Below are 18,679 nucleotides of genomic sequence, written 5' to 3'. Positions count from 1 at the left end.
CCATGGCCAAGACCATCATGATCGTCGATGACTCCGCATCGATGCGGCAAGTCGTGGGCATCGCACTCAAGGGTGCCGGCTACGATGTCCTTGAAGGACGCGACGGCAAGGACGCACTCGCCAAACTGACCGGACAAAAAGTCCACCTGATCATCAGCGACGTGAACATGCCCAACATGGATGGCATCGCGTTTGTCAGCGCGGTCAAGCTGTTGCCGGCCTACCGCTTCACGCCGGTCATCATGCTGACCACCGAGACCGATCTCGACAAGAAAAACGCCAGCCGCGCCGCCGGTGCCAAGGCGTGGGTGGTCAAGCCGTTCAAGCCCGAGCAACTGCTCGACGCCGTGCAAAAACTCTGCCTGCCATGACCACCCGCCACATGCGCATCGACGGCGAACTGACGATTTATCGCGCCGACGAAATCAAGTCGCTGCTCATGGCCGCACTGGCCAAACCGGGCGATCTCGAACTGGACTTGTCCGGTGTCAGTGACATCGATACGGCGGGTTTGCAGCTGCTGATGCTGGCCAAAAAAACCTCACTGGCCGGCGCGACCGCGCTGCACCTGACCCGACACAGCGCCGCCGTTGCCGAGGTCTTCGAACTGCTCGATCTGACCGGCTATTTCGGCGATCCACTGGTGCTGCCGCATCCCCCGCAATCGGCCACGACAGGACAGCCATCATGAACCTCGACGACGCACTGCAAACGTTTTTTTCCGAATGCCGCGAACTGTTAATCGAGATGGAAGATTCGCTACTGGTGGTCATGCAGGCCGAGCCCAAAGAGGAACTGGTGAATGCGATTTTTCGCGCCGCCCATACCATCAAGGGCTCCTCCGGTCTGTTCGGACTGGACCATATCGTCGCCTTCACGCATGTCGTCGAAAGCGTGCTTGATCGCGTGCGTGACGGCAAACTGCCCATCACCGAAGCACTGGTGAGCTTGCTGCTGGGATGCTGTGACCAGATCGGTCGGCTGGTCGACGCGGTCGCGGCGGGCCACGACGGTCTCGACGAGGCATTGCAAGCGCAAGGCACGCCGCTGATTGCGCACTTGTCGGCTTATCTGGACAGTCCGGCACCAGGCAACCTGCCGGTCAGCGTGGTGACCATCGCAACCGCCACCAGCGTCGATACGGTCGAGCGGATTCCCTATACGGGTGTGGATGCCGATCACTGGCACATCTCGATCCGCTTCGGTGCCGACGTGCTGCGTAACGGCATGGATCCGCTCTCGTTTTTACGCTATATGGAAACCATGGGCAGCATCGTCGGCATCGCGACACTGACCGATGCCATTCCGGACGCCGCCACCATGAATCCGGAAAGCTGCTACCTCGGCTTTGAAATTGCCTTGCGCACTGACGCGGACAAAGCCACCCTCGAAAGCATTTTCGAGTTCGTGCACGACGATTGCCAGCTCCACATCCTGCCACCACACAGCCTGATCGACGACTACGTCAGCCTGCTCAATGCATCGACCGGACAACCGGCGAAGCTGGGCGAACTGCTGGTGCGCTGCGGCACGCTGACCGTGCGTGAACTGGACCTTGCACTCGCGACCCAAAGCCACCATCCGGCCACACCCATCGGCGTCATCCTGATTGAACAATTGCTGGTGCAACCGGCCGTCGTCGATGCCGCATTGACCCGTCAGCAGCAAGTGCGCGACACCGGCACGCCAGAAAATCGGTCGATCCGCGTCGATGCCGACAAGCTTGACCAGCTCATCAATCTGGTCGGCGAGCTCATCATCGCCGGGGCCGGCGTGAACCTGATCGCCCGCCGGGCCCAGAACAGCGAGTTACAGGAAAGCAGCTCGAAACTATCGAGTCTGGTGCAGGAAGTGCGCGACAGCGCGCTGCAACTGCGGATGGTAAAAATCGGCGCGACCTTCAACCGTTTCCAGCGTGTCGTGCACGATGTCTCGCGCGAAATCGGCAAGGACATTGCGCTCGATATCCACGGCGAAGAGACCGAACTCGACAAGACCGTCGTCGAAAAAATCGGCGACCCGCTGCTGCATCTGGTGCGCAATGCGATCGACCACGGCATCGAACCGGCGGCAATCCGACTGGCCAGCGGCAAGCCGGCGCGTGGCCGCGTCACGCTGGACGCTTACCATGATTCCGGCGCGATCGTCATCACCGTCAGCGACGATGGCGGCGGACTCAAGCGCGAACGCATCCTCGCCAAGGCCATCGAACGCGGACTGGTCGATGCCGGCCGCGAACTCAGTGATAGCGAAATTTACGACCTGATCTTCGAACCCGGCTTCTCGACTGCTGCCGAAGTGACCAACCTGTCCGGTCGCGGTGTCGGCATGGATGTCGTCAAACGCAACATCACCGCACTGCGCGGCAGCGTCAATGTCACCAGCGCCGAAGGTGTCGGCACCACCGTCACCGTGCGCCTGCCGCTGACGCTGGCGATCATCGATGGCTTCATGGTCGAGATCGGCAAGTCGGTGTTTGCGATCCCGCTCGACATGATCGAGGAATGCATCGAATACAGCGCCGAACCCGGCCACGATTACACCGACCTGCGTGGCAGCGTGTTGCCGTTCATCCGGTTGCGCGATTTGTTCAGCGTTAGTGGTGCGCCGGCCCGACGCGAAAATATCGTCGTCCTCAAACATGCCGGACAACGTGCCGGCCTCGTGGTCGACACCCTGCTCGGCGAATTCCAGACCGTCATCAAGCCACTTGGCCAATTGTTCAGCCAGGTCGATTGCATCAGTGGTTCGACCATTCTGGGCAGCGGCGATGTCGCGCTAATCCTCGATGTGCCCGCACTCGTCAGACAAGCCAGTCTCACCCGTAGTCATCCGATTCCCGGATAAATTTTTTTAACCCACCACGCCTTCGCTCACTTTACCCACAGGACCCATCATGTTTTCCAATATCAAAATCGGCGTACGACTGCTAGTCGGCTTCATCCTTGTCGCGGCCATCAGCATCGTGGTGGGGGGGATCGGCATCAACAGCGCCAACCGGATCAACGACATGGCCGATGTAATGTATCAGCAGGAACTGATGGGCGTCTCGCTGGTCAAGGAAGCCAACATCAACCTGATCTATATTGGCCGCGCACGTGCCAACTTCCTGCTGGCGACGACTCAGGATGAGCGCGCCATCCATCTCGCCTCCATCACCAAGAGCAGTGCTGCCGTCAAAGACTTGCTGACGAAATCGCGGCCCTTGTTCAACTCGACGCGCGCAAAGGAAATCTTCGTTTCCTTCGACAAGAACTGGGAGGACTACCAGCGCGACATGCAGCAAGTACTGACACTGGCGGGTGCCGAGCCATTGCAACAGCGCAGCGAGGCGTTGATCAAGGCTCTTCTCGAGTCGCGCGCGAAAGCCAATGTCATCGATGACCAGATGACCGAACTGACCGTCATCAAGGAAAATCGTGCCAAGGAAACCTCAGCCGAAACCACCGCAATCTACGAAAACAGCCGCACGCTGATGCTGGCGGCAATCGCCATCGGCGTGCTGCTCGGCATCGCGCTCGGCGTCCTCATCAGCCGCAGCGTGACGACCCCGTTGAACAAGGCGCGTGAGGCGGCCAACCGGCTGGCTGAAGGCGATCTGACCGTGCGGATCGAATCAACGGCAAAGGACGAAACCGGCCAGATGCTGCGTTCGATGCAGGCGATGATCGCCAAGCTGTCGCAAGTGGTCTCCGACGTCAACAGCGGTGCGCAGGCATTGGCCAGCGCTTCCGAAGAAGTCAGCGCCACCTCGCTGTCGCTGTCGCAAGCCTCCAGCGAACAAGCCGCCAGCGTCGAAGAAACCAGCGCCTCGATCGAGCAGATGTCGTCATCGATTGCGCAAAATACCGAGAACGCCAAGGTCACCGATGGCATGGCCAGCAAGGCCGCGCGTGAAGCAGCCGAAGGCGGCGTGTCGGTCAATGCCACCGTCGCGGCCATGAAGCAGATCGCCCGCAAGATCGGCATCATCGACGACATCGCTTATCAAACCAATTTGCTGGCGTTGAATGCAGCAATCGAAGCCGCCCGCGCCGGCGAACACGGCAAGGGTTTTGCGGTGGTTGCCGCCGAAGTGCGCAAGCTGGCAGAACGCAGCCAGATCGCCGCGCAAGAGATCGGCGAACTCGCCACCAGCAGCGTTGACCTGGCCGAAAAAGCCGGCAAGCTGCTTGACGAAATGGTGCCAAGCATTCGCAAGACCTCGGACCTGGTGCAGGAAATTGCCGCTGCCTCAAGCGAGCAATCGTCCGGTGTCAGCCAGATCAACGCAGCCGTGATGCAATTGAGCCAGACCACGCAGCAAAATGCCTCCAGCTCGGAAGAACTGGCAGCGACTGCCGAAGAAATGAGCAGCCAGGCCGAGCAACTGCAAGCGACGATGTCGTTCTTCAAGCTCGACGGCATGGCCCGCAACATTGGCCAATCCGCACCGGTGCGCAACTATGGCAGCAACAAGGGCGGACCGAAAGCCGGCGGCAACAAGCCAGCCGTCGCACTGGCCCGGGCCAGCGTCGGTGAGCTCGACGAATCCCAGTTCACTCGTTTCTGAAAGCAGCGACCATGAATGCACTTGTGCAGACCGACAACAAGGCACTGGTCGTCGCAAAAAATGCGCCGGTAGCCAGCGGACCCAAGCAGTATCTGACCTTTCTGCTCGGTGGCGAAATGTTCGCCATCGGTATTCTCGGCATCAAGGAAATCATCGAATACGACGGCCTGACGCGCGTGCCGATGATGCCCGAATGCATACTCGGCGTGATCAACTTGCGCGGTGCAGTGGTCCCGGTGATGGACCTGGCGTCCCGCTTCGGCAAGCAGCCCACCATCATCACCAAGCGCACCTGCACCGTCATCGTCGAAGTCGAGGCCGCCGATGGCGAACGGCAGGAGATGACCCACGACATGGGTCTGGTGGTGGATGCGGTCAATGCGGTGCTCGATATTCCGGATGCCGACATCGAACCGGCACCGGCTTTCGGTGCGCGCATCCGCACCGACTTCATCGCGGGCATGGGCAAGGTCAACGGCAAGTTCGTGATCCTGCTCGACATCAGCCGCGTGCTGTCGATCCAGGAACTGGGCGCGCTGGCGCAACTGAGCGAGTCACCACCGGCACTGGCCTCCTGAGCGACGATGAGCCTGCCCGTCATTACCGACCAGGAGTTTGGTCAATTTCAGCGCTTCATTTTCGACGCCGCCGGCATCACGCTGTCGGCGTCGAAAAAAGCATTGGTCAGCGGTCGCCTGGCCAAGCGACTCGCGCATTACCAGCTCGATAGCTATGGGGCTTATTACCAGCTGCTCGGCAACCGTCAAAAGCCGGAAGAAGTCCAGCTCGCCATCGACCTGCTGACGACCAACGAAACCTATTTTTTCCGCGAACCGGCGCACTTCGATTTTTTGCGTGCACGGGCACTGGCAGCGGTCGGCCGGGGCCAGCCCTTTCGCGTCTGGAGCGCGGCCAGTTCGACCGGCGAGGAAGCCTACAGCATGGCGATGGTGCTGGCCGACAGCCTGGCCAGCACGCCGTGGGAAGTGTTCGGCTCCGATATCAGCAGCAGCGTGCTGCACGGTGCGCGCAGCGGCCATTACTCGATGCAGCGCACCGACCATATCCCGCCCGTCTATCTGACGCGCTATTGCCTCAAGGGTGGCGGCAACCACGCAGGCACCTTGCTGATCGACCGCGCCATCCGCAACAAGGTGCGCTTCGCGCAAGTTAACCTGAACGACCAGCTGCCGGAAATGGGCCTGTTCGACGTGATTTTTCTGCGCAACGTGATGATCTATTTCAGCGATGACACCAAGCGCGACGTGGTTGCGCGGGTGCTGTCGAAACTCAGGCCGGGCGGCCATTTCTGCATCGGCCATTCGGAAAGCCTGAACGACATCACGAGCGCCGTCGAAACGCTGTCACCCTCGATTTATCGCAAGCCGTAACAAGAAGCGCGCCCCTGATGCAATCGTATTTTTTCCGGCACCATCCATGAAACCGATCAAGGTCATGCTGATCGATGATTCAGCCGTCGTGCGCCAGGTACTGGGTGCAATGCTGAACGCCGATCCGCAGATCGAGGTGATCAGCGCTGTGGCCGATCCGCTGCTGGCGATGATACGCATGAAGACCCAGTGGCCAGACGTGATCGTGCTCGACATTGAAATGCCGCGCATGGATGGCCTGACCTTTTTGCGCCAGATCATGCGTGAACGTCCGACGCCAGTGGTGATCTGCTCGACACTGACCGAAGCCGGTGCCCGCACCTCGATCGAAGCGCTGGCCGCCGGGGCGGTGGCCATCATCACCAAGCCCAAGCTGGGCCTCAAGCAATTCCTCAGCGATCATTCGAATGACTTGCTCAATGCCGTCAAGACGGCCGCGAAGGCCAACATCAAACGCCTGGTGGTGGTCGAAAAACTCAGCGCCGACGCGATCCTGCCACCGGCGGCCGGTCATGGCGCGATGATCCAGACCACCCAGCATATCGTTGCGCTGGGTACCTCGACCGGCGGCACGCAGGCGCTCGAAAAAGTGCTGATGGCCTTGCCGCGCGTCGCGCCGGGCATCGTCATCGTGCAGCACATGCCGGAAAAATTTACGGCCGAATTCGCTGCCCGCCTCAATACGCTGTGCCAGATCGAAGTGCGCGAAGCGCGTCACAAGGATCGCGTCGTGCAGGGTCTGGCATTGATCGCGCCGGGTGGCAAGCACATGCTGCTGCGCCGCGTCGGTGCCCAGTATTTTGTCGATGTCATCGACGGCCCGCTGGTCAACCGGCACCGGCCATCCGTCGATGTGCTGTTCCGGTCGGTGGCCCGAAGCGCGGGGGCCAACGCGCTCGGCGTGATCATGACCGGGATGGGCGACGATGGCGCACTGGGATTACTGGAAATGCGTCAGGCCGGAGCCCGCACGCTGGCGCAGGATGAAGAAAGCTGTGTCGTCTTTGGCATGCCGAAAGAAGCCATCAAGCTCAATGCGGTCGACAAGATCGTGCCACTAGGCGGAATCGGACGCGAGATCCTGCAGCAGTTGTGAAGCCGGCTGGTCAGTCGCCCGCAATCGTCATGCTCTCGATGAGCACCGACCCGGTTTGCTTGGTGCCACGCAAATAGGTGTCGGCACCGATCGCGACGATCTGTTTGAACATGGTTTGCATATTGCCGGCGATGGTGATTTCTTCGACCGGATACTGGATCACGCCGCCCTCGACCCAGAAGCCGGACGCGCCGCGCGAGTAATCGCCGGTGACATAGTTGGTGCCCTCGCCCATCAGTTCGGTGACCAGCAAGCCGGTCCCCAGCTTGTCGAGCATGGCCTTGAAGTCGTCGGTCGGTTTGGTGCGAGTGGACGACATGGTCAGGTTATGCGAGCCGCCGGCATTGCCGGTACTGGGCATGCCCAGCTTGCGCGCCGAATAGGTCGACAAAAAATAGCCTTGCACGATGCCGTCGACGACGACGTCACGCGCACGTGTTCGACAGCCTTCATCATCAAACGGGGCCGAGCCGACGGCGCCGATAATGTACGGATCTTCGGCAATACGGATATGGTCGGACAACGCTTGCTTGCCGAGCGAGTCGAGCAAGAAGGTCGACTTGCGATACAGCGCGCCACCCGAAACCGCCTGCATAAAGGTCCCTAGCAAGCCAACCGCCAGCGGCGCTTCAAACAGCACGGCACATTTGCGGGTCGACAGTTTGCGCGCCCGCAGCCGGGCCAGCGCGCGTTCTGCCGCATAGCGACCAATGGCTTCAGGACTGGCCAGCCGCTGCGGATCGCGCTGCGACGAATACCAGTCATCGCGCTGCATGCCGGCACCGCGACCGGTGATCGGCGAGACCGACATCGTGTGCCGTGAAAACGCATAGCCGCCCGTGAAATCGCGCGTGTTCGCCATCACGAATTGCGAGTGCTGCGCGTAGACACCCGCGCCTTCGCTGTTGGTCACGCGCGGGTCGACGGCAAATGCCGCTGCCTCGCAGCGCTGCGCCAGCGACACGGCCTGCGCCGTATCGATATCCCAATGGTGGTAGAGCTGCAGGTCACGCGGATTTTTTTCGTACTGATCGGGATCGGGCAAGCCGGCACAATTGTCTTCGGCCGTGAAGCGGGCGATATTCCAGGCCGCTTCGACGGTGGCTTTCAATGCCTGCTGCGAGAAGTCGGACGTATCGGCATTGCCGCTGCGCAGATGACCTTCAGTGCCGAGATACAGGGTCACCGACACGCCCTTGTCCTTGTTCTGTTCGATGGTGTCGACCCGGCCCTTGCGCACCGTTACCGCCAGTCCCTGACCTTCATTGACTTCGACGGAGGCGTCCGACGCACCGCGTTGCCGGGCGTAGCGCAACACATCTTGCGTCAGTTGCTGCATTTGCTCTTGGGTATGACTAAAGACGGGTGCGCTCATGGACGGATTTCGGGGGGCTGGGCGGTAAAGAGGTTATCATAGCAGTCGTTTACAGAATGGCTTTGCGCCTTACCACTTCATCATGCCTAATCCCAATCGCGGCAACTGCGGCTTCCAATCGACCGAGTTCGAGCAGGAATACGACCGCCCTTCCAAGTCCCAACTCAAGCGCGACATGACTGCGCTGCAAAAGCTCGGTGCCGAGCTGGTCGCCGAAGCACGCGACCGCGTCAAGCGCGTACCGATGCCCGAAGATGTGCGCGACGCCATCCTCGAGTGCCAGCTGATCAAGGATCACGAAGGTCGTCGCCGCCAGTTGCAATACGTTGGCAAAAAAATGCGCACGCTCAACGACGACGAACTGGCCGCCATCCAGCGCACGCTCGACAGCTGGCGCGGCCTGTCGAAAGCCGACACCAATGCGATGCACGCACTCGAACGCCGCCGCGACAAATTGCTCACCGATGAAAAAGTCCTGACCGATCTGCTCGACCAGAATCCGGAACTCGATGCCCAGCATCTGCGCGGCCTGATCCGCAATGCGCGCAAGGAACAAGCTGAAAGCAAGCCGCCCAAGGCCTATCGCGAACTGTTCCAGATCCTCAAGCAGGTTGCCGCCAAGTCCAAGCCCGATGACGAAGCCGATGATGACAGCGACGAAGACTGAATTGCCTGAGCCGGATCTGCTGCGCATCGGGCTGATCTCGGTATCCGACCGTGCGTCCGCCGGGGTCTACGAAGACCAGGGCATACCGGCCTTGCGTGACTGGTTCACCAGTGCGCTGACTAGCCCGTGGGTTATCGTGACCCGGCTGATTCCGGATGAGCGCGTGGCGATTGAAGCCGCACTGGTCGAACTGGTAGATGTCGAGCATTGCCATCTGGTGCTGACCACCGGTGGCACCGGCCCGGCGCGACGTGATGTGACACCGGAAGCCACGCTGGCCATCGCGACCAAAGAGATGCCTGGGTTCGGCGAGCAGATGCGCCAGATCAGCTTGAAGTTTGTGCCGACCGCGATCCTGTCGCGACAGGTAGCCGTGATCCGCGAGACCGCCGACCACGCAGCGCTGATCATGAATTTGCCCGGTCAGCCCAAGTCGATCCGCGAAACGCTGGAAGGCTTGAAAGATGCCGACGGCAAGCAACTGGTCGCCGGGATCTTTGCCGCCGTGCCGTATTGTGTCGACCTCATTGGTGGTCCTTACATTGAAACCGATGCGACCGTCTGTACCGTCTTCCGGCCAAAATCTGCGTTGCGGGTCAAGCCGGCCTGAACACTTTCACCCATTTGCCATGACCACTTCCCTGCTCGATTGCATCGTCCTCGAATCTTCCCCCAACCCTACTGCTGCGGTCATCTGGCTGCACGGACTGGGTGCCGATGGCAATGACTTTGCACCGGTCGTGCGCGAACTGGATTTGACCGGCTGTCCGGGTATCCGTTTTGTTTTTCCTCATGCGCCGACGATGCCGGTCACCGTCAACAACGGTTACGTCATGCGTTCGTGGTACGACATCCTCGGCACCGATCTGGTCCGGCGCGAAGATGAGGCCGGCTTGCGCAAGTCGCAACTGGCCATCGAGCAATTGATTGCACATCAGATCGCGTCGGGCATTCCCGCCCACCGGATCGTGCTGGCCGGGTTTTCGCAGGGTTGTGCGATGACGCTGCAAACTGGCTTGCGTTATCCGCAGCAACTGGCCGGACTGTTGTGTCTGTCAGGCTATGTGCCACTCAACGCCAAGCTGGCTGACGAGCGCCATCCGGCCAATCAGCACACGCCGATATTTTTGGCGCATGGCGAGAGCGATCCGGTTATCCCGATTGCCCGCGCCGAACAGTCGCGGGACTTGTTGCTCGCATTGGGCTATGCGGTGGAGTGGCACAACTATGCGATGCAGCACTCGCTGTGTCCGCAAGAGATTGATGCGATTGGGGCTTGGTTCCGGAAAGTTCTGCCAGCCGACTGACCAGCACAGGATGCACGTCGTGCGCATCGCTTTATTGGAGCGCGGATGGTCTCGCCGCTGGTGATTGCAGTGCACCGTTATTGAGAACGCTATTCGCGTCGATTATCGAGGCGCATGGCAACCCATCCCGGGCTCCTGCAAATAGGGCAAGTGCCAGGCATCCTGATTGATCTTGCAGGAAAAGCACAGGCAAAAACAGACCGCTGAGGTCTACGATGGAACTACTGAGCACCTTGAATCACCCAATTAAAACAATGCTTCAAAATATATGAGGTTAATTAAGGGGATTTTCATGAGTATTCTTTCCAAGATAGATCACATGTTTCAGTCTATCGGTACTGCAATCCACGACGTCGCATCAAGTATTGGTGGTGTTTTAAAAGCAGTGTTAGACACCACCAAGGCGCTCGCCAATGCCATCAAAGATCACAACTTCACGGCCATGGCAACGTCACTGGCTTCATTGGGATTACAATTCGCCACGCTTCCTGCCAGCTGCGTCGAAGCAGGTACGATGAGCGCAGTCCAGGAAACCATGAAAATGGCAGGGGACACACTTGGATGCGCAGACAAACCATGGATGCATAAAGTGATGGACGCGGTCGGTTCAGCCTCGACCTTCGCCGAACTGGCCAACCCGGCAGACGCACTGGCCGGCGAAGCGATGGCTGCAGCGACAGGTCAGCCCAGCCCTTTGGCGAGTGCCTTTCAACAGGCTAAAAATGTAGTTTGAGTTCCTTAGCGGCCTTCTGATCCCCGGGTAACTTCATTGGAAAAACTGGCGCAACGCGCACAATTACTTGAACACCACCGTCTTCGACCCATTCAACACAATCCGGTGTTCAACGAACCACTTCACCGCCCGCGCCAGCACGACGCATTCGACATCGCGGCCAATGGCCGTGAGTGTTTCCGGGTTCATCGCATGGTCAACCCGCTCGACATCCTGTTCGATGATCGGGCCTTCATCCAGATCACCTGTCACAAAATGCGCGGTCGCGCCGATCAGCTTGACGCCGCGTTCATGCGCCTGCGCGTAGGGTTTGGCACCTTTGAAACTTGGAAGGAAGGAATGATGAATATTGATCGCCTTGCCGCGAAATGCCTCGCACAGACCCGGTGACAAAATCTGCATGTAGCGCGCCAGCACGATCAGGTCAATGTCATGCGCTTCCACCAGATCGAGGATTTTTTGTTCCTGACGTTGCCGGTCTTGCGCCGATGCGCCGGCGGCCAGTGGCAAGTGATGGAACGGGATGTTGTAGCTCGCTGCCAACTGGTAAAACTCGGTATGGTTGGAGACGATGGCCGGTATCTCCACAGGCAATAAACCACTGCGATAGCGGAACAGCAGGTCATTGAGGCAATGGCCGATTTTCGACACCATCAGCATCATCTTCGGCTTCTTGCCCGCATCGTTGAGTTGCGCCGTCATCTGCATCGTGGCCGCCAGCGCCGCAAAGCCGGTGCGCAATTGGTCACCGGTTACCGCCGCGTCTTCTGCTGAAAAATGGACGCGCATGAAGAACAGTTTCGATTGCGCATCGCCAAACTGGGCCGAGTCAATAATGTTGCAACCATGATCGGCCAGAAAGCCGGACACACGATGAACGATGCCGCGCTGGTCAAGGCAGGAAAGAGTGAGGATATATTCGGGATGCATCATCGGGAGGGCAACAATCCGCAGACAAAAAAGAGCCGCTATTGTCGCATGGGGTCATCGCGCGGAGAACGCAAACACCGTTTTTGCCGGACACACGGGAACAACGCGGGAACAACGCCGGAACAACCTTCCCGATTTGGTCCGAGCTTCATCAACGCCAGAGCGGGCGACTCCGGGCAGATTGCCTGCCCGGACCAACCCTCTTCGGATTACACCACCGACTTGGCCACGGACAGATTACGTGGTGCGCCAATCGCGCCGACCTGCACGTCACCGGACAACTGGCCACCCTCTTCGATGACGACCTTGCCATAACGAATCTTGCCGGATACTTTGCCGGTCGAATAAATCACCAGCTTCTGGCGCACGGTCAGTTCGCCATCGAACTCGCCACGGATTTCGGCAATGTCGATTTCTGCCGAGCCTTTGAATGCGCCACTTTCAGCGATCTGAATCACGCGCGAATCCATCGTGGCTTCGACCCGGCCCTCGACCACCAGCGTGTCGCAATCGGTGATCTCGACACCCTTGAGCTTGATATTCGGACCGACGATAAGCTTGCTGCCGACTTCGTTGGTGCTCGACATTTCGGTCGAGGCCGGTGCTGCCGGAGGATGCGATGGACTGCCACCAGCGACGGCCGAGCCACCCAGCGACGATGTCTTGGAGATGCCTGAGCCGCTACCTAGCGTGCTGCTGCCACTGCTGCTAAATGGTGAAGCGGGCGCGGCTGGCGTCGCAGCGTCGCGCTTGCCAAAAAGTGTTTCTGATCGAAGCATGATATCTCCTGAAAATGCAATCCTGAAAAATGCATGGGTTGTAATGATGATGGTGTGAAATATGCCGGGCCGGAACTGCGCGGAACAGGCGACAGTCTCACCTCTGTCTCCGTATGCCATGCCGATTGAAGCATCTAGTTACTTGTTGGCGCAAGTCCTGACGAGCAAATCATTGAGCTAAATCTCGTTTGAACTCGGCTTTTTGAGCTAGGGTCTTTTAGATAAGTTCAAATATTGTTACACTTTCACGAAAAAGCACGATCGTTCCAAACTAAGCTGTATGCAAGACCACCCACAACCAGGAGACCACCATGTCCGCCACATCGATCGCATCCGCCCTGATCAACCAGCAATACCGTCTCGCCGCCCGGCCTGTCGGCCTTCCCGTTGACAGTGACTGGCGCTTCACTACCGAACCGGTGCGCGAACCTGGCGACGGAGAAGTACTGGTTAAAACGATTTATCTGTCGCTCGATCCGGCCATGCGCGGCTGGATGAATGAAGGGAAATCGTATATCCGTCCGGTCGCGATCGATGAAGTCATGCGTGCTGGCGGCATCGGCAAAGTACTGGCGTCGAAGTCAGAAAAATTCGCGGTGGGTGACTTTGTCAGCGGCGGTCTGGGCGTGCAAAGTTACTGGACCGGAGCAGCCGACGACAAGGACGCCGCACTGATCAAGGTCGATCCGGTCATGGCACCGTTGCCTAAATATCTGAATGCGCTCGGCATGCCGGGCATGACGGCGTACTTTGGTCTGACCGAAGTTGGCCAGCCGAAGGCCGGCGAAACCGTGGTGGTATCGGGCGCTGCCGGTGCGGTAGGACAAACTGTCGGGCAAGTAGCCAAACATCTGGGATGCCGCGTGGTCGGCATCGCCGGCGGTGCCGAAAAATGTGCGTTTGTGGTGGATGAACTGGGCTTCGATGCCTGCATCGATTACAAGAACGGCTCGGTCCGGGATGGCCTGAAAGAGCACTGTCCGAAAGGCGTCGACGTGTATTTTGACAATGTCGGCGGCGAGATCCTCGACACGGTCTTGACCCGGATCAACCTGAAAGCCCGCATCGTCATTTGCGGCGCGATCTCGCAATACAACAACACGACCGCCGTCAAAGGGCCGGCCAATTACCTGTCGCTGCTGGTCAACCGCGCCCGCATGGAAGGCATCGTCGTCTTCGATTACGCGGACCGTTATCACAAGGGAGTCAAGGCCATGGCGCAATGGATGCAGGAAGGAACATTCAAGACGCGCGAAGACATCGTCGTCGGTCTCGAAAGATTCCCGGAAGCGCTGCTGATGCTGTTCACCGGCGGAAATTTTGGCAAGTTGATCCTGCAGGTGGCCGACGAGAACTAAGCCTCAAGGTGCATCGTCATTTCAAACGCGGCACCTCGAATAGTAGGCTGCCCCAGAAGCTATCCCAATCGACCTCGTCGGTCTCGGTCGCCGCGATCATGTGAACGGTGCTGATCATCCACGCTCCCGGATAGGGCAAGGTGTAAGTGACCTCGCCGTTGTTGTCGCTGATGGCGCGAATCGATAGGGTCTGGTCACCGTTGTGATGCCAGGCGCGCAATAGTGCGTCGGGCAGCGGCTTGCCATCAAACAGCAGCTGGAAGCGCAACGGTGACCCCGGTGGTAGCGCGAGCGGATTATTGAGCGGCACCAGTTCCAGCCGCTGCCCGGTCCGGATCGCGAAGGTCGCGTCGGACTTGCCACCGGCCTGCATCAGGGTTTTGGCATGGCGGCGGAAACGTTCGCGTCCTTCCCGCCCCAGCGTGCCGGCTGCCTCGCGCTCACGCACGATGCTGTCGAGCCCTTCGTCATGCAAGTAGGCATTGAACTTGTCAGCGGGCAGCGTGATCGTTGCGGTGTGGCTGTCGAACGCTACCAGGTGGGTGCCAGCGCGACCAATGCGTACCGGAACTTGACCGATCGGATTCACCGAGGGCACCAGACCCATCAGGTCCTCGCTGCCGGCGGCCGAATAATGACGCAGCACCGCAGAGTGACTGGTCAGAAAGCCAGCCTGTGTGCCTTCAAAATACTCGCCGAAATAAATGAACAGGTGCGCACGCGAACCAACCTGTGGCGCGAGCGGTTCGGCACGCATCCAGAATTCATGGGCACTGGCTCCGCCAGAAATCATCATGAACAAGGTTGCAAAAACAGAGGTGATCCAGTGGCGCATGCGAGCTCGATTCGAGAAGGTGACGAAGTGGCAGGACGGACGGACTACCGCGCCCTTACCTCCCTATACGCACGCTACAACGATACGGATGCATGATCTGCACGGCGAGCATGATAAACTTCAAAAACTCGCCGATCGAGGCGCATTCTGCGAAGCTCTCAAGCCTCGCAAGTACCACCCATGAAGCCCACTCCCAAAAAAAATCCTGCACCATTTTCCACCCCGCCAGAGGATGCATCCTTCCCTGAAACCACCGCCGAATCACGACTCGAGTTGGCCATCGAAGGCAGCGGCACCGGGGTCTGGGACCGTAATGTCGTCACAGGCCGGATTCATTATTCGCGCGGCTGGAAAGCCTTGCTGGGTTATGCAGAAACCGATCTCACCGACGGCATTGAAGAAAGCTATACCCGCATCCATCCGGATGACCTGACCTACGTGCAGACCGAAATGCAGTCCCATTTTGATCGCCATACCGACAGCTATGCCGTCGAACATCGACTCCGTTGCAAAGATGGCAGCTACAAATGGGTATGCAGTCGTGGCAAGGTCACCGAGCGGGACGAACTCGGCCATGCCTTGCGCATGACTGGTACCACGACCGACGTCAGCCAAATCCATGCTCTGGCAAACCGGCTGCAGCAAAGCATCAACCTGATCACCAACCTGACCAATGCCATTTCCGGCATGGCCTACCATTATTCTGTTGCGCTCGATGGCACCGCAGCGTACTGCTACGTCAGCAACGGCATTGACGAGATATATGAACTCACACCTGCGCAAGCCACCTCCACTGGCGCGCTGATCGATGCACGGTTGCACCCGGATGACCTGGCCGACTGGCAGAGCTCGTTACAAGCCTGCATCGCCAGCTTGCAGCCCTGGCATCACGACTACCGCGTGATTCTGCCGCGTAAAGGCCTGTGCTGGCGCAATGTCCATGCAAATCCGTCCCGGCAATCCGATGGCAGCACGCAGTGGCATGGATTCATCACCGATATCACCGAACGCAAGCGTCTCGATATCGAACTGCAGGAATTCGCCACCACCGATTTCCTGACGCGCCTGCCGAACCGCAGGCATTTCATGGCACGCATGCAGGAAGAACTCGCCCGCATTCATCGCGGCCAACCGGGCAGTGCGGTCCTGATGTGCGATCTCGATCACTTCAAGAAGATCAATGACACCCACGGGCACGCCGCTGGCGACATGGTGCTCAAGCACTTCGCCGGTGTCCTGCAGGAAGAATTACGCAAGAACGATATCGCCGGTCGCATCGGCGGCGAGGAATTTGCCGTGGTGCTGTCCGGCGCAACACTGGTTTCGGCCACGCTGTTTGCCGAGCGAATGCGTCAGCGCATGGTCAGCCAGACCCTGACGATAGCGGGCCAACCGCTTGCGGTCACCGTGAGCATTGGCATTGCCGTCATGCTGGCCAGCGATGCCCATGTCGAAGCCATCCTGTCGCGCAGTGATAGCGCGCTGTACCGAGCCAAAGACGCCGGCCGCAACTGCATCGAAACCCACTGTGGCTAGCCACCCGCCGGAAAGTCCACCGAGAACGTCGTACCCCGGCCATTCGGTCCGGCCGACAAGTGCATCTGCGCGTCATGCGCCAGCACGATATCGCGCACGATGGCCAAGCCGAGGCCGCTGCCGGCAACGGTTTCGTCGAGCCGATAGAAACGGTTGAAGATCAGTTCACGCTGCGCCTCGGCGATGCCAGGTCCGTCATCCTCGACCCGGAACAGCACCGCATCGGTCTGGCGGCAGCAACTCACCGTCACGGTACTGCCGTGGGGCGAATAGCGGATCGCGTTGTCGATCAGGTTATCGATCAGGTCACGCAACAAAAATGGATCGGCGCGCAGCCGGGCCGGCTGCAGTTCGAAGCCAAGGTCAATCTGCTTGCGCATCGCCTGCTCGACAAACACCTGCACCGTGTCTTCGATCAAACGCTGCAAATCAACTTCCTCGAAACGATCTTTTTCAAGCCGGCTTGGCTCGGCCCGCGCCAGGGCCAGCAGCTGGTTGGTATGGCGCACCATGCGCGCAGTGGCGGTCAGCATCAAGGTCGCCGATTGCGCGGTTTCATGTCCTTCCGGGTGACGCTGCTGCAACCACTCCAGCTGCATCTGCAACGCCGCCAGTGGCGTGCGCAACTGATGGGCGACGTTGGCCAGAAATGCCTGCTGCGCCGTAGCACCGGCCTGCACCTTGCCGAGCAGCGAGTTGATGGCATCCACCAGCGGTCGCAGCTCTTGCGGTAACTGCGCATCGCTGACCGGTGCCAGCGATGCCAGCGTAACGTGACTGCGTGCATTGAGGTCGTCCTGCATTTTTTTCAGCGGCAGCAAGCCGCGTGTCACGGCCAGCCACGTCAGCGCGATCGAGACGCCTGTCAGCAATCCCTCGAGCACGAACAGCGCCGCAAAAATCTCGGTCCGGATCAGGCTGCGCTTGCGCAGCGTTTCGCTGACGCTGATCGCCACGATCTGGGTGCCAACCTGTGCCTTGAGCACGATCATGCGCACTGCCTCGCCGCGCATCGTGCCGTAATAAGCTACCGGATCATTGAGTTTTTCCGGTGCCGGCACCGAGGGAAAATCCTGGTCGCCGGCAATCAGCTGTCCCGTTTGATTGCGCACAATGAAATAAATCGCATCGACATGATCGAGCCGCAATACCTGCTCGGCCTGCTGCGGCAAGTCGATCAGGATCGATCCATCGTTATCGCGCAGCCGTGGCACCAGCGCCCACGCCGCGTCGGCCAGGCTCTGGTCAAACGCCATTTGCGCCGGCACCCAGGCCAGCCGGTACGTCAGTGCGGCACCGATCAGGTTGATCGCCAGCAGCGGCACAATCAACCACTTGAGCAGGTTGATCCGCAGGCTGCTGACAGGACCTGTCACGATGCGACCGGTTCCAGCAAATAGCCAAAGCCGCGGATGGTACGGATGGCGATATTGGAGGGGGCGATTTTCAGGCGAATGCGCGAGACATAGACTTCGACTGCATTGAGCGTCAAGTCCTCGCCCCACGGCAGGATCGCGTCGATGATCTGCTGCTTGGAGACTACCCGCGAGGCTTGCTGCATCAGGTATTCGAGCACCGCCCATTCGCGTACCGAGAACTCGATCACCTGATTGCCGATGTGCGCGCGCCGGGTGAACGTGTCGAGCGTGAGACCACCGACATTGAGTTCAATCGGCTTGGGTGCGCTGCGACGCACCAGCGCTTTCAGGCGCGCCACCAGTTCCAGCGTCGAGAACGGTTTGACCAGGTAGTCATCGGCGCCGAGTTCAAAGCCGTGCACGCGATCCTGAATCGCATCGCGGGCTGTCAGCAATAGCACCGGGACTTGCATGCCGTGCAGTCGCAAGCGCCGCACCACTTCAAACCCGTCGATGCCGGGCAGACCGATATCGAGCACCAGCACGGCAATTTCCGCATGCTTGATGGCCAGTTCCACCGCGCTGCCATTGTCAACTACATCCACCACCATGCCATGCGAACGCAGCGCGCGCGCAATGCCATCGGCCAGTATCGAATCATCTTCCGCCAGCAAGACATGCATCGCCGTGTCACTTCAAAAAAAAAGGAATTGTCAGCTTGCCGTCAGCTTGCCGTCATGGTCCTGACAGGACCGGCCGCTA

19 protein-coding genes are annotated in these 18,679 nt (G+C 59.4%); 13 read left to right on the top strand and 6 right to left on the bottom strand.

Features of this window, described 5'->3' with window-relative positions; translation table 11 throughout:
- Positions 1 to 2: 2 nt before the first annotated feature.
- Genes QN370_RS10795 through QN370_RS10765 form a run of 7 tightly spaced genes read left to right on the top strand, consistent with a single transcriptional unit; the run spans position 3 to position 7,039 of the window.
- Positions 3 to 371, top strand: a complete 369-nt coding sequence (locus tag QN370_RS10795; protein WP_322125521.1) for a response regulator — start codon at positions 3 to 5, stop codon at positions 369 to 371.
- The gene (locus tag QN370_RS10790) at positions 368 to 691 is read left to right on the top strand and encodes an STAS domain-containing protein (protein ID WP_322125520.1); all 324 of its coding nucleotides are present in this window, start codon (positions 368 to 370) and stop codon (positions 689 to 691) included. Before QN370_RS10795 ends, QN370_RS10790 begins: the two co-directional genes overlap by 4 nt.
- Positions 688 to 2,847 (top strand): chemotaxis protein CheA, encoded by a 2,160-nt coding sequence (locus QN370_RS10785; protein ID WP_322125519.1) that lies wholly within the window; start codon positions 688 to 690, stop codon positions 2,845 to 2,847. The genes QN370_RS10790 and QN370_RS10785 overlap by 4 nt, the downstream gene beginning before the upstream one ends.
- Before the next feature lie 49 nt (positions 2,848 to 2,896).
- Positions 2,897 to 4,552, top strand: coding sequence for a methyl-accepting chemotaxis protein (locus tag QN370_RS10780; protein ID WP_322125518.1), 1,656 nt, complete (start codon positions 2,897 to 2,899; stop codon positions 4,550 to 4,552).
- A gap of 11 nt (positions 4,553 to 4,563) precedes the next feature.
- Entirely contained in the window at positions 4,564 to 5,130 is a 567-nt protein-coding gene (locus QN370_RS10775) for a chemotaxis protein CheW (protein ID WP_322125517.1), read from the top strand.
- 6 nt (positions 5,131 to 5,136) lie between these two features.
- Entirely contained in the window at positions 5,137 to 5,943 is an 807-nt protein-coding gene (locus QN370_RS10770; RefSeq protein ID WP_322125516.1) for a protein-glutamate O-methyltransferase CheR, read from the top strand.
- Between the two features lie 46 nt (positions 5,944 to 5,989).
- Positions 5,990 to 7,039 carry a chemotaxis response regulator protein-glutamate methylesterase gene (locus QN370_RS10765; protein ID WP_322125515.1) on the top strand — a complete coding sequence of 350 codons (1,050 nt, stop codon included), beginning with the start codon at positions 5,990 to 5,992 and terminating at the stop codon, positions 7,037 to 7,039.
- Between the two features lie 10 nt (positions 7,040 to 7,049).
- Here the strand turns inward: QN370_RS10765 and pmbA are convergent, their stop codons facing one another.
- Positions 7,050 to 8,414: a metalloprotease PmbA gene (pmbA, locus tag QN370_RS10760; protein ID WP_322125514.1), complete on the bottom strand. Its 1,365-nt coding sequence runs from the start codon at positions 8,412 to 8,414 to the stop codon at positions 7,050 to 7,052.
- An 82-nt stretch (positions 8,415 to 8,496) separates the two neighbouring features.
- Between pmbA and yjgA the strand changes: the two genes are divergently transcribed.
- From yjgA to QN370_RS10740, 4 genes are all read left to right on the top strand, one after another.
- A complete protein-coding gene (gene yjgA, locus QN370_RS10755) occupies positions 8,497 to 9,081 on the top strand; it encodes a ribosome biogenesis factor YjgA (RefSeq protein WP_322125513.1) in 585 nt (194 codons plus the stop codon).
- Positions 9,059 to 9,691 (top strand): molybdopterin adenylyltransferase, encoded by a 633-nt coding sequence (gene mog, locus QN370_RS10750; protein WP_322125512.1) that lies wholly within the window; start codon positions 9,059 to 9,061, stop codon positions 9,689 to 9,691. The genes yjgA and mog overlap by 23 nt, the downstream gene beginning before the upstream one ends.
- Positions 9,692 to 9,710: 19 nt before the next feature.
- A complete protein-coding gene (locus tag QN370_RS10745) occupies positions 9,711 to 10,388 on the top strand; it encodes an alpha/beta hydrolase (protein WP_322125511.1) in 678 nt (225 codons plus the stop codon).
- A gap of 292 nt (positions 10,389 to 10,680) precedes the next feature.
- A complete protein-coding gene (locus QN370_RS10740) occupies positions 10,681 to 11,121 on the top strand; it encodes a hypothetical protein (protein WP_322125510.1) in 441 nt (146 codons plus the stop codon).
- 63 nt (positions 11,122 to 11,184) lie between these two features.
- Here QN370_RS10740 and purU read toward each other — a convergent pair whose 3' ends face one another.
- Positions 11,185 to 12,054, bottom strand: coding sequence for a formyltetrahydrofolate deformylase (gene purU, locus QN370_RS10735; RefSeq protein WP_322125509.1), 870 nt, complete (start codon positions 12,052 to 12,054; stop codon positions 11,185 to 11,187).
- Between the two features lie 206 nt (positions 12,055 to 12,260).
- Positions 12,261 to 12,830 carry a polymer-forming cytoskeletal protein gene (locus QN370_RS10730; RefSeq protein WP_322125508.1) on the bottom strand — a complete coding sequence of 190 codons (570 nt, stop codon included), beginning with the start codon at positions 12,828 to 12,830 and terminating at the stop codon, positions 12,261 to 12,263.
- Positions 12,831 to 13,141: 311 nt separating this feature from the next.
- Between QN370_RS10730 and QN370_RS10725 the strand changes: the two genes are divergently transcribed.
- Entirely contained in the window at positions 13,142 to 14,188 is a 1,047-nt protein-coding gene (locus QN370_RS10725; RefSeq protein ID WP_322125507.1) for an NADP-dependent oxidoreductase, read from the top strand.
- A 16-nt stretch (positions 14,189 to 14,204) separates the two neighbouring features.
- Here QN370_RS10725 and QN370_RS10720 read toward each other — a convergent pair whose 3' ends face one another.
- The gene (locus QN370_RS10720) at positions 14,205 to 15,023 is read right to left on the bottom strand and encodes a DUF4198 domain-containing protein (RefSeq protein WP_322125506.1); all 819 of its coding nucleotides are present in this window, start codon (positions 15,021 to 15,023) and stop codon (positions 14,205 to 14,207) included.
- Positions 15,024 to 15,203: 180 nt separating this feature from the next.
- Here QN370_RS10720 and QN370_RS10715 point away from each other — a divergent pair, with 180 nt between their 5' ends.
- Entirely contained in the window at positions 15,204 to 16,559 is a 1,356-nt protein-coding gene (locus tag QN370_RS10715) for a diguanylate cyclase (protein ID WP_322125505.1), read from the top strand.
- On the opposite strand, the gene QN370_RS10710 is transcribed toward QN370_RS10715, so the two are convergent.
- Positions 16,556 to 17,935 (bottom strand): sensor histidine kinase, encoded by a 1,380-nt coding sequence (locus QN370_RS10710; protein WP_322125504.1) that lies wholly within the window; start codon positions 17,933 to 17,935, stop codon positions 16,556 to 16,558. The genes QN370_RS10715 and QN370_RS10710 overlap by 4 nt on opposite strands.
- Positions 17,932 to 18,600 carry a response regulator transcription factor gene (locus QN370_RS10705; RefSeq protein ID WP_322125503.1) on the bottom strand — a complete coding sequence of 223 codons (669 nt, stop codon included), beginning with the start codon at positions 18,598 to 18,600 and terminating at the stop codon, positions 17,932 to 17,934. The genes QN370_RS10710 and QN370_RS10705 overlap by 4 nt, the downstream gene beginning before the upstream one ends.
- Between the last annotated feature and the right edge of the window lie 79 nt (positions 18,601 to 18,679).

The organism is Actimicrobium sp. CCI2.3 (assembly GCF_035019065.1).
Lineage (GTDB): Bacteria > Pseudomonadota > Gammaproteobacteria > Burkholderiales > Burkholderiaceae_D > Actimicrobium.
Note: the sequence above shows the minus strand (reverse complement) of the source record. Positions and strands in the feature narration are given on the sequence as shown.

Coding starts and splice junctions, on each gene's coding strand:
- QN370_RS10795 (WP_322125521.1), top strand. CDS start 3: ATGGCCAAGACCATCATGATCGTCGATGACTCCGCATCGATGCGGCAA.
- QN370_RS10790 (WP_322125520.1), top strand. CDS start 368: ATGACCACCCGCCACATGCGCATCGACGGCGAACTGACGATTTATCGC.
- QN370_RS10785 (WP_322125519.1), top strand. CDS start 688: ATGAACCTCGACGACGCACTGCAAACGTTTTTTTCCGAATGCCGCGAA.
- QN370_RS10780 (WP_322125518.1), top strand. CDS start 2,897: ATGTTTTCCAATATCAAAATCGGCGTACGACTGCTAGTCGGCTTCATC.
- QN370_RS10775 (WP_322125517.1), top strand. CDS start 4,564: ATGAATGCACTTGTGCAGACCGACAACAAGGCACTGGTCGTCGCAAAA.
- QN370_RS10770 (WP_322125516.1), top strand. CDS start 5,137: ATGAGCCTGCCCGTCATTACCGACCAGGAGTTTGGTCAATTTCAGCGC.
- QN370_RS10765 (WP_322125515.1), top strand. CDS start 5,990: ATGAAACCGATCAAGGTCATGCTGATCGATGATTCAGCCGTCGTGCGC.
- pmbA (WP_322125514.1), bottom strand. CDS start 8,414: ATGAGCGCACCCGTCTTTAGTCATACCCAAGAGCAAATGCAGCAACTG.
- yjgA (WP_322125513.1), top strand. CDS start 8,497: ATGCCTAATCCCAATCGCGGCAACTGCGGCTTCCAATCGACCGAGTTC.
- mog (WP_322125512.1), top strand. CDS start 9,059: ATGATGACAGCGACGAAGACTGAATTGCCTGAGCCGGATCTGCTGCGC.
- QN370_RS10745 (WP_322125511.1), top strand. CDS start 9,711: ATGACCACTTCCCTGCTCGATTGCATCGTCCTCGAATCTTCCCCCAAC.
- QN370_RS10740 (WP_322125510.1), top strand. CDS start 10,681: ATGAGTATTCTTTCCAAGATAGATCACATGTTTCAGTCTATCGGTACT.
- purU (WP_322125509.1), bottom strand. CDS start 12,054: ATGATGCATCCCGAATATATCCTCACTCTTTCCTGCCTTGACCAGCGC.
- QN370_RS10730 (WP_322125508.1), bottom strand. CDS start 12,830: ATGCTTCGATCAGAAACACTTTTTGGCAAGCGCGACGCTGCGACGCCA.
- QN370_RS10725 (WP_322125507.1), top strand. CDS start 13,142: ATGTCCGCCACATCGATCGCATCCGCCCTGATCAACCAGCAATACCGT.
- QN370_RS10720 (WP_322125506.1), bottom strand. CDS start 15,023: ATGCGCCACTGGATCACCTCTGTTTTTGCAACCTTGTTCATGATGATT.
- QN370_RS10715 (WP_322125505.1), top strand. CDS start 15,204: ATGAAGCCCACTCCCAAAAAAAATCCTGCACCATTTTCCACCCCGCCA.
- QN370_RS10705 (WP_322125503.1), bottom strand. CDS start 18,600: ATGCATGTCTTGCTGGCGGAAGATGATTCGATACTGGCCGATGGCATT.